Source organism: Rhodococcus sp. NPDC060086, assembly GCF_042730275.1.
Taxonomy (GTDB): Bacteria; Actinomycetota; Actinomycetes; order Mycobacteriales; family Mycobacteriaceae; genus Rhodococcus.
This window is the reverse complement of sequence record NZ_JBHWWZ010000061.1, coordinates 15,688-27,480: the sequence shown is the minus strand read 5'-3', so window position 1 is coordinate 27,480 and position 11,793 is coordinate 15,688. Positions and strand designations below refer to the sequence as shown.

12 protein-coding genes and 2 tRNA genes are annotated in these 11,793 nt (G+C 64.9%); 5 read left to right on the top strand and 9 right to left on the bottom strand.

All coding sequences use genetic code 11. From position 1 onward, the window contains the following. Positions 1–210 precede the first annotated feature (210 nt). A complete protein-coding gene (locus ACFWB0_RS23035; RefSeq protein WP_378492714.1) occupies positions 211–1,671 on the top strand; it encodes a flavin-containing monooxygenase in 1,461 nt (486 codons plus the stop codon). 3 nt (positions 1,672–1,674) lie between these two features. Here the strand turns inward: ACFWB0_RS23035 and ACFWB0_RS23030 are convergent, their stop codons facing one another. Continuing rightward, the gene (locus ACFWB0_RS23030; protein ID WP_378492713.1) at positions 1,675–3,243 is read right to left on the bottom strand and encodes a helicase HerA-like domain-containing protein; all 1,569 of its coding nucleotides are present in this window, start codon (positions 3,241–3,243) and stop codon (positions 1,675–1,677) included. A gap of 85 nt (positions 3,244–3,328) precedes the next feature. Between ACFWB0_RS23030 and orn the strand changes: the two genes are divergently transcribed. Together orn and ACFWB0_RS23020 are read left to right on the top strand one after the other, a co-directional pair. Further along, positions 3,329–3,928, top strand: coding sequence for an oligoribonuclease (orn, locus tag ACFWB0_RS23025; RefSeq protein ID WP_378492712.1), 600 nt, complete (start codon positions 3,329–3,331; stop codon positions 3,926–3,928). A gap of 85 nt (positions 3,929–4,013) precedes the next feature. Next, positions 4,014–4,086: transfer RNA gene (locus ACFWB0_RS23020), tRNA-His, on the top strand. Between the two features lie 111 nt (positions 4,087–4,197). On the opposite strand, the gene ACFWB0_RS23015 is transcribed toward ACFWB0_RS23020, so the two are convergent. Genes ACFWB0_RS23015 through ACFWB0_RS22990 form a run of 6 tightly spaced genes read right to left on the bottom strand, consistent with a single transcriptional unit; the run spans position 4,198 to position 9,591 of the window. Then, the gene (locus ACFWB0_RS23015; RefSeq protein ID WP_378492717.1) at positions 4,198–4,923 is read right to left on the bottom strand and encodes an ABC transporter permease; all 726 of its coding nucleotides are present in this window, start codon (positions 4,921–4,923) and stop codon (positions 4,198–4,200) included. Positions 4,924–4,954: 31 nt separating this feature from the next. Beyond that, the gene (locus ACFWB0_RS23010; protein ID WP_378492711.1) at positions 4,955–5,833 is read right to left on the bottom strand and encodes an ABC transporter ATP-binding protein; all 879 of its coding nucleotides are present in this window, start codon (positions 5,831–5,833) and stop codon (positions 4,955–4,957) included. Between the two features lie 17 nt (positions 5,834–5,850). Beyond that, complete coding sequence (locus ACFWB0_RS23005) at positions 5,851–6,603, bottom strand: SDR family NAD(P)-dependent oxidoreductase (protein ID WP_378492710.1); 753 nt, start codon at positions 6,601–6,603, stop codon at positions 5,851–5,853. Beyond that, on the bottom strand, positions 6,600–7,241 hold the full coding sequence (locus ACFWB0_RS23000) for a TetR/AcrR family transcriptional regulator (RefSeq protein WP_378492709.1): 642 nt from the start codon (positions 7,239–7,241) through the stop codon (positions 6,600–6,602). The genes ACFWB0_RS23005 and ACFWB0_RS23000 overlap by 4 nt, the downstream gene beginning before the upstream one ends. A 52-nt stretch (positions 7,242–7,293) precedes the next feature. Further along, positions 7,294–8,448: an alpha/beta fold hydrolase gene (locus ACFWB0_RS22995; protein WP_378492708.1), complete on the bottom strand. Its 1,155-nt coding sequence runs from the start codon at positions 8,446–8,448 to the stop codon at positions 7,294–7,296. A gap of 3 nt (positions 8,449–8,451) precedes the next feature. Then, complete coding sequence (locus ACFWB0_RS22990) at positions 8,452–9,591, bottom strand: Ig-like domain-containing protein (protein ID WP_378492716.1); 1,140 nt, start codon at positions 9,589–9,591, stop codon at positions 8,452–8,454. Between the two features lie 338 nt (positions 9,592–9,929). Between ACFWB0_RS22990 and ACFWB0_RS22985 the strand changes: the two genes are divergently transcribed. Further along, positions 9,930–10,002: transfer RNA gene (locus tag ACFWB0_RS22985), tRNA-Lys, on the top strand. A 64-nt stretch (positions 10,003–10,066) separates the two neighbouring features. On the opposite strand, the gene ACFWB0_RS22980 is transcribed toward ACFWB0_RS22985, so the two are convergent. Together ACFWB0_RS22980 and ACFWB0_RS22975 are read right to left on the bottom strand one after the other, a co-directional pair. Further along, positions 10,067–10,834: a L,D-transpeptidase family protein gene (locus ACFWB0_RS22980; protein ID WP_378492707.1), complete on the bottom strand. Its 768-nt coding sequence runs from the start codon at positions 10,832–10,834 to the stop codon at positions 10,067–10,069. Positions 10,835–10,981: 147 nt separating this feature from the next. Further along, on the bottom strand, positions 10,982–11,206 hold the full coding sequence (locus ACFWB0_RS22975; RefSeq protein ID WP_378492706.1) for a DUF3618 domain-containing protein: 225 nt from the start codon (positions 11,204–11,206) through the stop codon (positions 10,982–10,984). Between the two features lie 73 nt (positions 11,207–11,279). Here ACFWB0_RS22975 and bcp point away from each other — a divergent pair, with 73 nt between their 5' ends. Further along, entirely contained in the window at positions 11,280–11,753 is a 474-nt protein-coding gene (gene bcp, locus ACFWB0_RS22970) for a thioredoxin-dependent thiol peroxidase (protein ID WP_378492705.1), read from the top strand. The last annotated feature ends 40 nt before the right edge of the window (positions 11,754–11,793 follow it).

The window sequence follows — 11,793 nt, the reverse complement described above, 5'->3', positions numbered from 1 at the left end:
GCCGCTGCTGGAGGTCGTCGAGGTTCTGTCCTATTACGGTGATCCCAGACACATCGCAGTGGCACTGGATTCACGCCGGCCTACCCGCTCCCACCTGGCGTTTCCCTTCAGAAAATCGACGATTGGCATACCGTGCCGGAAATTTTCGCCGCCGACACGTGTGCTAGCAATGGATCACGGGAAAATTTTCACAAACACAGGAGAAGCAACTTGTCGTCGAAGATCGCAATTCTGGGAGCAGGACCGAGTGGGCTCGCGCAGCTGCGCGCCTTCGAGGCAGCACGGAAAGCCGGTCTCGATGACATCCCCGACATCGTCTGCTACGAGAAGCAGGCGGACTGGGGCGGAATGTGGAACTACACGTGGCGCACCGGCCTCGACGCGCACGGCGAGCCCGTTCACGCGAGTATGTACCGGTACCTGTGGTCCAACGGACCCAAGGAATGCCTCGAGTTCGCCGACTACTCCTTCGAGGAGCATTTCGGGCGACCCATCCCCTCGTATCCGCCGCGCGCGGTCCTCCTCGACTACATCATGGGTCGGGTCGAGAAAAGCGATGTGCGCAAGTACGTCCGGTTCAACACAACGGTCCGGTGGGTCGACTACTCCGAGCAGAGCGAGAAGTTCACCGTCACCGTGATGGACCACGACAAAGGCACACTCGAATCGGACGAATTCGACCACGTCGTCGTTGCCACCGGACACTTTTCGACTCCGAACGTGCCGGATTTCGACGGCCTCGACCGATTCCCCGGCCGCATCCTGCACGCGCACGATTTCCGCGACGCCTCCGAATTCGAAGGCAAGCGACTGCTTCTCGTCGGCAGCAGCTACTCGGCCGAGGACATCGGAACGCAGTGCTACAAGTACGGCGCGAAGGAGATCACCTTCAGTTACCGCTCCGGGCCGATGGGACACAACTGGCCCGAGGCGTTCTCCGAAGTTCCGCTCCTCACCCACGTGGACGGCAACACCGCGCACTTCAAGGACGGCAGCACCCGCGAGGTCGACGCCATCGTGCTCTGCACCGGCTATCAACACCACTTCCCGTTCCTGCCCGACAACCTGCAACTGCGCACCAACAACCGGCTCTACCCGCGAAACATCTACAAGGGCATCTTCTTCCAGGACAACCCGCGTCTGATGTACCTCGGGATGCAGGACCAGTACTTCACCTTCAACATGTTCGACGCGCAGGCCTGGTACGCACGCGACGTGATGCTGGGGCGGATCTCGTTGCCCGACGTCGCCGCACGCGACGCGGACATCGAGTCGTGGCGGACCCGCGAAGAAGCCCTGAGCACTCCGATCGAGGACATCGACTTCCAGGCCGCGTACATCCGCGACCTCGTCGATCGGACGGACTACCCCGAATTCCACGTCGAGCGCCAGGGCGAGGTGTTCAAGCAGTGGAAGAAGGACAAGAAGAACGACATCATGGGCTACCGGAACCGCAGCTACACCTCGACCCTCACCGGAACCACCGCCCCGCCGCTCCCCGCACCGTGGATGGAGATTCTGGACGACTCCCGGGAATCGTTCCTGCGCAACGATTTCGAGAAGAACTCGAGCGTCGGTTCCGACGAGAAGATCATCGTCGAGCGACCCGACCGAGCGCGGGCTTCCAGCAAGCCACGATCCGCCGCTCCTCGCGTCGCCGCGAAGGTCTAGGAGCTATCTGCGGCGTCGGCGGCCGGTCCCGAAGATGCTTCGCGAGATCTCACGACCGGCGGCCGACGCTGCCGAACGCAGGAACCCCTTCACTGCACTGTTGCCGAGCACCTGCTCGACGAGGGTCGTCCCGTCCTCGGCCGGCGCGACCGGTGTCCACTCGCCGGGGCGCTCCGGCAGCGGGGGCACCTCGAATTCCGGGTCGTTGTCGGGTGCACCCGACACCGTGGCGGTGAGCTTTTCGTATGCCGACTCCCGGTCGATGGTTCGGCCGTACTTCCCGTACATCGGGCTCGCCTGCGCGGACGCACGCATTGCGTTCTCGCCGACCGTGTCCATCAGCGACCTCGGCGGGCGCATCCGCGTCCACGCGACGGGTGTGGGAGCTCCCATTTCGGACAGCACCGTCACGATGGCCTCCCCCGTCCCCAAAGTGGTGAGGGCTTCCTCGAGATCGTAGAACTCGGTCGTCGGGTAGGTACGAACCGTTTTCGTGAGCGCCTTCTGGTCGTCCGGGGTGAACGCGCGCAGCGCATGCTGGACACGCGCGCCGAGCTGTGAGAGCACCGCGGTCGGAATATCGGTCGGCAGCTGGGTGCAGAAGATCACGCCGACACCCTTCGACCTGATCAACTTCACCGTCTGCTCGATCTGCTGCAGGAACGCCTTCGACGCATCCGCGAACAGCAGGTGCGCCTCGTCGAAGAGGAACACGAGCTTCGGTTCGTCGAGGTCGCCGACCTCCGGAAGTGCCTGGAACAGGTCTGCCAACAACCACATCAGGAATGTGGAGAACAACTGCGGGCGCATCGCCTGATCGCCGAGCTCGATCAGATTGAGCATCCCCTGCCCACCGACGACGTCGAGCAGATCCTCGGTTTCGAGTTCGGGCTCTCCGAAGAACGTATCGCCACCCGCGGCTTCCAAGTTGACGATCGCACGCAGGATCACACCCGCCGTGGCCTTGGACACTCCACCGATTCCCTGGAGTTCCGCCTGCCCCTCGTCGCTCGTCAGGTGCGCGATGGTCTGGCGCAGATCCTTCAGGTCGAGCAACGCGAGACCGTTTTTGTCGGCCCAGTGGAAGATCAACCCCAGCGTGGATTCCTGGGTCGCGTTCAGTTCGAGCACCTTGCTCAACAGGATCGGACCGAACGCGGTGACGGTCGCGCGAACGGGGATCCCCACCCCCTCGGTGCCCAGCGAATAGAACCGCACGGGAAAGCCGGTCGGATCCCAGTCGTGGTCCCCCGTCTCCACCGCACGGGCAGCGATCGCATCGTTCGTCACCCCCGCTGCCGACAGACCCGACAGGTCGCCCTTCACGTCGGCCACGACGACAGGTACTCCCGCGGAGGAGAGTTGTTCCGCGATGAGCTGGAGCGTCTTGGTCTTGCCGGTGCCGGTAGCACCGGCGACCAGGCCGTGCCGGTTCAGAGTCGCCAGAGGTATCCGGACGTGAGCCGCCGGATCGACCGTGCCATCGTGCAGGACGGCCCCCAGTTCCAGGGCGTTCCCTGCGACGGCATATCCGTCGGCAATGGTCGTACTCGGTCGCGAAGTTTCGGCCATGCGATCTCCCCTATCGACGTGTGACAGACCTCGGCGCACCCACCGACGACCTTAACCGCTCGAGTGTCTGGCTACTCTGTGTGTCGTGCAGGACAAACTCGTATGGATCGATTGTGAGATGACCGGGCTACGGATCGGCAGTGACAAGCTGATCGAGATTGCTGCGCTGGTCACCGATAGCGACCTCAATGTGCTGGGCGACGGAGTGGACATCGTGATCCACGCCGACGACGATGCGCTGGCCTCCATGCCGGACGTGGTGCAGCAGATGCACGCGAAGTCCGGACTCACCGAGGAGGTGCGCCGCTCGACCGTCAGCCTCGCCGAAGCAGAGAAACTGGTGCTCGATTACATCCGTGAGCATGTCACCGAACCGGGCACCGCGCCCCTGGCGGGCAACTCGATCGGAACCGATCGCACCTTCATCGCCAGGGACATGCCCGAACTCGACAGCTTCCTGCACTACCGCATGGTGGATGTCAGCTCGATCAAGGAACTGACCCGCCGCTGGTTCCCGCGGATCTACTTCGGCCAGCCGGAGAAGGGCCTGTCGCACCGTGCGCTGGCCGATATCAAGGAATCGATCCGCGAATTGCGCTACTACCGGCGCACGGTGTTCGTCGCCGATCCCGGACCGTCGTCGGCCGATATCGCCGCCACCGTGAAGGACCTCGGACCCGCCTGACCAGGCGATTCGGCTTTTCCATCAAAGTCACGCTAGTATCTGTACCGCAGGCGCACGCGGTCGAAGACCGTACGCGAATGCGATGGTGAGTGTAGTTCAGTTGGTAGAGCACCAGGTTGTGATCCTGGCTGTCGCGGGTTCGAGTCCCGTCACTCACCCCGAAGTAAGGCCCCGACCGGATTCCGGTCGGGGCTTTACTTGTGTGTCGTCCTGTGGGCTCGGGCCTGTGGGTCAACGGGACACTCCACCCGGCCGATGAGGTGCGGGTCTCAGTCGAACCGGCGGACCTGATCGCGGCGGTAGCCCCAGGCCGTGAGGCCGGCGAAGATCACGGTCCACACCGCGAGCATCACCAACGACAGCGGCACGACGGACTCTCCGGTGAGCGCGACCAGCACCAGGTCGGTCGCGCCACGGGTAGGCACGAAGGGCGCGATCTGCTCGATGATCTCCGGCGTGCCCGCCTCGTCGAAGAACATTCCACCGGCCACCGCAAGCGGTAGGAAGCCGATGCTGTTGGCGATGGCAGCCACCCTCATCGACATCAGGTAACCCATCGCCGACCCCAGCAGGGTGAAGGTCACGACCACGATCAGAAGCGCCCCCGCCGCCAGCAACACCCGTGGCAGCGGAGCCGAGGCAGCGGTGAACAATCCGGCCACCAGTACGATCGGGATGATCGCCGCCGCGACCACTACCAGCCCGACCAGCAGGTATCCGAGCATCTGCGGCGCGAATCCACCGGGGAGGGTGCGCAGATAGCGCCCCCAGGCGGACTCCCGTTGCGCCGCGATCGCGATGCTGAAGTGGCCGACGCAGGCCATGAGCACCCCGAACACCACCAGGGTTGCGGTGGCCGAGGTGATCGCCGTCGCATCCTGCCCGATGAACGGTACGACGAAGAACACCATCACTCCGACCGGCACCAGCGCCACGGTCGAGAACATCGTGGGCGTGCGAATGTTCTCGACGAGATTCCGTCGGGTATAGGTCACGGCCAAGGAGGACACGGAACGGCCTTTCGGGTCATGTATCCCGCCGAGCGCCGGTGATCGCCAGGAAGGCGTCCTCCAGCGAGGCGGACTCGATCACGATGTCGGTGAAGGACGCGCCGGCGGTGACCAGTTCTCGGACGAGCGCGCAGGCGTCGTTGGTGAGTAGATGGGTGCGGTCGGCGTCTCGCTCGATCGAAGCGACCCCGCTCAGCTCGGGCAACACCGGGTCGGTGAGAGTGACCCGCTTGAGCCGGACTCGGCCGCGGATCTCGTCGATGCCACCGTCGGCGATGATGCGGCCGCCGTCCATCACCACGACCCGGTCGGCGAGTGCCTCCACCTCCTCGATGTAGTGACTGGTCAGCAAGACCGCTCCGCCATCGGCGTGGAAGGAACGGATGCCGTCCCACAGCGTGTGCCGGGTATCCACGTCGAGACCGGTGGTGGGCTCGTCCAGGAACACCAGCCGGGGCCGCCCGACGAAAGCCGATGCGACCGCCACCCGCCGCTGCTGTCCACCGGACAGTCCGCCGACCTGCCGATCGGCCAGGGAGGTGAGGTCGAAGCGGTCGAGCAGCTCGCTGCGGTCCACCGGGTCGGGAAAGTGCGCCGACACGAAGTCCACCAACTCGGCGACCCGCCAGGTCTCCGGTAGCCCGGTCTCCTGCGGCGTCACGCCGATCATGCGGCGGGTCGCCTCGCTGCGCGGGTCTGCGCCGCACAGCTCGACGCTTCCGGAGGTGGGCCGCAGCAGACCTGTCATGACGTTGATCAGGGTGGACTTGCCCGCGCCGTTGGGGCCCAGCAGCCCGAGCACCTGGCCGGCCTGGATGTCCAGGGATACGCCGTCCAGCGCGGTCGCGCCGTTGTATCGGCGGGTGAGGTCGTGCGCACGGGCGAGGATGGTCATGAGTCGGCCTCCGTGAGCTATCGGTTCGGGTCGGTCATGATCGACGGGAGGTCGGGGAAGGCGAAGGGGCCGGGCTCGCCGTGCGGCACGACCGGCCACGCCTGCCCGGTCCCGCCGTCCACCAGCACCAGCTCGGCAACTTCGGCGACCCGCTCCGGCGGAAGGACCGCCACACCGAGATCGCCGATGAAGGGGATCGCCCCGCCGAGAATCGGGGTGTCGATGAAGGTGGGGCACAGTGCGTTCACCGTGACGCCCTGGCCGGCCACGATCGGCGCGACCGAGCGGACCAGCCCGATCACGGCATGCTTGGTGGCCGCGTAGAGCGGGTTGATCGGGCTCTCGCTCAAGCCCGCCAGGCTCGAGGTGGCCAGGATCGCGCCCGAGCCCTGCTCGGTGAACACCTCCAGGGCTGCGTGCATCCCGTACACCACCCCGTCGAGGTTGACCGCGACCAGGGCGCGGTAGTGCTCGGGCCGGAAGTCCTCGACGAAACCGCCCTGTTCACCGATTCCGGCGTTCAGCACGGCGATGTCGAGGCCTCCGAATCGCTCGGTCGCGGTTCCGACCGCGGCGATGTTGTCGGCTCGCCGGGCGACGTCGGTGCGGACGAATGCTCCGCCGATCTCCTGGGCGATCGTTTCCCCCGCCGGATCGATGTCGGCGATCACAACGTGGGCGCCGCCGGATGCGAAGCGGCGGGCGATGGCCGCACCGATTCCACTGGCACCGCCGGTGACGAGTACGACTTTGCCGTCGAGGTGCTTCATGACTGCTCCGCAATGGCCGGGAGCGGCCGGGTGGCGTGGTCGATCGCGGTGGTGATCTCCTTCAGATAGCGGTCGAGATCGAGGTCCGGGTCGCGGGACAGCGCGGTGGGAACGAGGTCGATCGCGCTACGGACGATCCTGGCCATGACAGTGACGTCGAAGTCCCGGAAATCACCGCTCTCCTGCCCCGCCACGAACAGCTGCTCCAGCGGCAACAGCATGTGCCGGTCGAACTCGGCCGGGTCGGCGTCGGGGAGGTCGACCAGGCCGCCGCTGGTGATGATCTCGACGATTGCGACCATCCGGGCCGGATAGGCGCGAATGTACTCCAGGTTCGAGCCGATGTAGGCCCGCAGCCGGCCGACAGGCGTGATCTCGGCGTCGATCATCGGGGTCATGAATGCGGCCGCATCACTGTAGACGGTGGTGATCACCTGGCTGATCAACTCGGACTTCCCCGCGAAGTGGTACGAGATCAGTCCGCGACTGATCCCTGCACGGGCGCCGATCCTGCCCATCGACGCACGCTGGTAGCCGACCTCGGCGATGGTCTCGACGGCGGCGGTCACGATCTGAGCGCGCCGCGCCTCTTCGATGAACGAACGGGGCTGGCCGTCAGGTTCAGAATTTGGCCGCATGGCCAAAATTTAGCACACAGCGATGAACTTCGGTCGTTTCCGGCCCTGCGGTCTACTGCGCGAAGAGCCCGGCCACGAACGGAGTCGTGTCGGGCATCGACCGTTCGATGCTGGTGAAGTGCCCTGCCATATACACGCGATAGTCCACATCGGTACCCGATGCCGTCATCTCCGCGGCCAGTTTCGCCGACAACGGGATCGGCACCATCACATCGTGCACGCCGTGGCCGAGAAAGATCGGGCGGTCGTATCCGACGGTGGGGACAGCCAGATAGTCGGCGAGGACAGCAGGCAACTCGCCCTCGAACATCGGACGCGCCGGAAGGTCGCCGACGTTCACGCCCCGCGCGACTTCATCGAGGTCGTCGTAGCAGAGTTCCTCCGCCTGATCCAGGATCTCCCTGCCTGCGGGAGTGAAATAGCTGTCGATATCGACGTCGGGATACGCATCGCGCACTCCGGAGAACAGATAGCCACTGAACGACACCAGCCCCCACAGACCTGGATCTGGAAATCCGGGAACGCCGAGCGTGAACGCCGACTCCAGGTTGGCCGGTGCTCCGGTTGCGACGGTGCCGCGGAAGTCGAGTTCCGGCGCGCGGAAGGTCGCGATATCGGCGGTGTGCAGGGCCGCATGACCGCCCTGGGAGTGCCCGATCACCACCCAGCGCTCGGACAGGGACGGGTCGGCGGCACGGCCGGCGCGGACGCTGTCGACGACACTGTTTGCGGCGCTCTGACCGTCGAGATAGCGGTGGAGACCCTCCGAACCGAGCCCCGGATAATCGGCCGCCACCACGGCGTAGCCCTGCTCGAGCCAGTGCCCGAGATACATCTTCTCGACATCGGATCGCGGGGTGCGTGTCGTCAGCGAACAATCGTCGCCGACACCCGTGGTCCCGTGGGCCCACGCGACCACGGGCCAGCCGCCGTCGGGTGCGTCGCCCTCCGGCACGAACAACGCGCCCGTCGCAACAGTCGGTTCGCCGGAACGCCACTGGGCGCGGTATTCGAACTTCTCGGCGACGGCCACTCCGGGAAGAGAGAGTTCGGCGGGAAGCGATTCGACCGCCACGAGGGTGCCCGGATCCGACCCCACGAACGCGCCCGGAGCGGGCGCGGCGGCCGCGGTCTGCGACACGATCAGCTGCGGAGCAACGAGGCCCAGCGCCACGACGGCGCTGAGCCACGTTCGAATACGGCTCACCGGCTATGCATTCGCGTTACCGGCTTTCCAGGTTGCCCATGGAATGTTCCAGTCACCGAGCCCGTCGGTACCGGACAGGACCCCGCCGACCGTGTTGCTCACGACGACGATGTCGCCGCGCTTGGTGTTGTCGAAGATCCACTTGGCGTTCGCGGGACTCAGATTCAGGCAGCCGTGGCTGGTATTGCGGTAGCCCTGGTCGCCGAGCGACCACGGAGCCGAGTGGAAGAAGATACCGCTGTAGGACATGCGGGTAGCCCACTCCACCGGGGTGCGGTAACCCTCCGTCGAGTCCACGGCCACCCCATACGTCGACGAGTCCATGACCATGTGATCGAACCGGTCGCCGATCGTGTAGACGCCGTTGGGCGTGGGCGTGTCGTTCTTACCCATCGACGTCGGCATCGTGATCACGTCGGCACCGTTGCGGTTGACGACCACCTGCTTGGTGTTGTCGTCGACACGGATGATCACCGAGTCGCCGATCGTGAACGAAGTGTTGACGTCGGACTGACCGAACAGACCGTCGCCCATATCCTTGCCGTACGCCTTCACGTCGACGGAGACGGTGGTGCCGGGAGCCCAGTACTGCTCGGGCCGCCACCGCACCTCTCGGTTGTTGACCCAGTAGAACGCACCCTCCACCGGTGGGTTCGTCGTGATCGTGATCGCTTCCTCTGCGGCAAGACGGTTCGGGATGTTCTCGTCGAACTGAACCGCGACCGGCTGACCGATACCGACGACCGAACCTTCACCTGGCATGACGTACGGCTGGGTGAGGTTGGACGGAGACGAGGTCGTGAACGACAGGGTCGAGGTGGTGGCACCGCCGAGTCCGTAGGCGACGGCTTCGAGGACGTACTGACGGTTGTACCCGAGCAGCTCGGTATTGACCCAGGTTGCGTCGTCGTCCTCGATGACGCCGCCTACCGGCTCCCCATCGGGATTGAGCAGGGTCACCGATTCGAGCTTGCCGTTGACCACCGACACCGTCACCGGGTCGATCGGGGAGAAGCCGACGCCGCCGTCCTCCACACTGGCCGACACGGTCGGCTTGATGAGCGCTGCGAGCGGATTCGAGTCGATCGGCACTTCGTCGGCCCCGCCGCCCGAGCCGGGCGAGCAGGCAGTGACGAAGGCCATAAGCCCGACGATCATCAACCCCAGCACAGTCCCGGTCCGCCGCCGACGCGGACCGACCACTTGTTCTTGTTGCACTGCCACTCTCCGCTCCTGCCTCCCCACAGACGCCAAAACTGCACGTAATCTGTGTAAAACGATCTTGCCAGCCCATATTTCGAGCAGGCATCGCGACGCCCCCCGACGTCGATAACGTTCGAATACCGAATCGCCTCCGCCCACTCGCCCGTTACAACGTCAGCAGCCCAAATAGATCCTGACCAGGCGATTTGGCGCGATCTTCGAAGGTGTGTAATCTTCTCTTCGTCGCCGAGACAACAGCCCGGAGACAGAAACACCAAGCGCCATTAGCTCAATTGGCAGAGCAGCTGACTCTTAATCAGCGGGTTCGGGGTTCGAGTCCCTGATGGCGCACAGCGAAGAGCCCCACACCGGGAGACACTACCGGGGTGGGGCTCTTTCGGCACTGTAGAAAAGATCACCCTTCCACAATCACGGGATCTCCGAGCTTGACGTTTCCGTAGTACCAGCCGGCATTCTCGGTGCTCAGGTTGATACAGCCGTGGCTGACGTTCGAATACCCCTGGGAATCCACCGACCACGGCGCGGCGTGCACGAAGATGCCGCCCCATGTGAGCCGCACCGCATACTCGGTGTCGATGCGATAGCCCTCGGGCGCGTCGATCGGCACGCCGTACGTCGACGAGTCCATGACCAAGTGCCGGAACTTCTCGAGCACCGGGAAGCTGCCGACGGGCGTTTCGTATCCGGGCTTGCCCAAAGAGGTCGGCATCGTTCGCACGACCTCACCGTTGAGACTGACGGTGAACTGGTGGGTCGAGCGGTTCGCGACCGCGATGAACGAGTCGCCGACCTGAAAATGGGTCCGCGTCCCGGCGACGAGGACGGTGACGTCGGTGTTGCCGGGCCAGAAACCGTCGGGCACCCACTGCAGCTCCCGGTCATTCACCCAGGCGAAGTGTCCGTCGACGGGTGCGGCGGTGGTGATCTGCACTGCGCTCTCGGCCACCGCGCGATCTGCGACGGGTGCGGTGAACCGGACGATCACCGGATGCGCGACACCGACCACCGATCCGACGGCCGGCTCGACCGCCGAGATTCCGATACCGCCGGGCGGCGCGTGACCGACCGTTCCCGCGGCGGCCGCAGCGCCGGATCCGAACCACACGACGGTAGCGAGAATCGTGGCCAGTAGTAGTCGTGCACTGCGTTGGGCATCCCGCATGACGGTCGCCTCCTTCGAGCGAAGCCGGGTCCCGACTCCATTCAGTGAAGCACGTCACGCCCGCGGATGCGGCACTTGGCGAGTCCTCTGGAAGACACGGAGTGCCCGCGTCGAGAACGACGCGGGCACTCTGTGGAACCGATGGGATCAGCGCAGAATCTTGCGCAGGACGAGCAACCCCACCACTGCCCCCACCGCGATGACGGCATACTTCTTCACCTGAGGCTGATTGACCTTCGCAACGAGGGTCTGCTTGGTGTTCGCCACCAGGGTCTTCGGGTTTGCGCGGAGGCTCAGTTCGTCGAGTGTGCTCGCGAGCTGATTGCGGGCCTTTTCGATGTCCCGCTCGATGTCGCCGGTGTCCCTAGCCACGTGATCCTCCAGAAAGTCGCTGCAGTGTGCTGCGACCACGGTAATGGACGATCGGTCTACTAATGTCGCGGACATGACGGAAAACAGCAGACTCACTCCCGGTGACACCGCTCCCGACTTCACGCTCGCAGACGCCGACGGCAACGAGGTGTCGCTATCCGACTATCGCGGACGCAAGGTCATCGTCTACTTCTACCCCGCCGCGAGCACTCCCGGATGCACGAAGCAGGCCTGCGATTTCCGCGACAACCTCGCGGAACTGAACGACGCCGGACTCGACGTGCTCGGCATCTCGCCCGACAAGCCTGCAAAACTCGCGAAGTTCCGCGACAACCAGGAGCTGACCTTTCCGCTGCTCTCCGACCCGGAGAAGACGACACTCACCGCGTGGGGCGCGTTCGGCGAGAAGAAGATGTACGGGAAGACGGTCACGGGTGTAATCCGGTCGACGTTCCTCGTCGACGAAGAAGGCAAGATCGAGGTCGCCCAGTACAACGTCCGCGCGACCGGGCACGTCGCGAAGCTGCGACGCGACCTGTCGGTCTGACCGTCTCGGTCTGACCTTCTCTGCCTGGCCGGCCAGGGAG

What these genes read in the sequence shown, in the direction of transcription:
- ACFWB0_RS23030 (WP_378492713.1), bottom strand. Translation starts at nt 3,243, where the DNA reads ATGGCCGAAACTTCGCGACCGAGTACGACCATTGCCGACGGATATGCC.
- ACFWB0_RS23010 (WP_378492711.1), bottom strand. Translation starts at nt 5,833, where the DNA reads ATGACCATCCTCGCCCGTGCGCACGACCTCACCCGCCGATACAACGGC.
- ACFWB0_RS23005 (WP_378492710.1), bottom strand. Translation starts at nt 6,603, where the DNA reads ATGAAGCACCTCGACGGCAAAGTCGTACTCGTCACCGGCGGTGCCAGT.
- ACFWB0_RS23000 (WP_378492709.1), bottom strand. Translation starts at nt 7,241, where the DNA reads ATGCGGCCAAATTCTGAACCTGACGGCCAGCCCCGTTCGTTCATCGAA.
- ACFWB0_RS22990 (WP_378492716.1), bottom strand. Translation starts at nt 9,591, where the DNA reads ATGGCCTTCGTCACTGCCTGCTCGCCCGGCTCGGGCGGCGGGGCCGAC.
- ACFWB0_RS22980 (WP_378492707.1), bottom strand. Translation starts at nt 10,834, where the DNA reads ATGCGGGATGCCCAACGCAGTGCACGACTACTACTGGCCACGATTCTC.
- bcp (WP_378492705.1), top strand. Translation starts at nt 11,280, where the DNA reads ATGACGGAAAACAGCAGACTCACTCCCGGTGACACCGCTCCCGACTTC.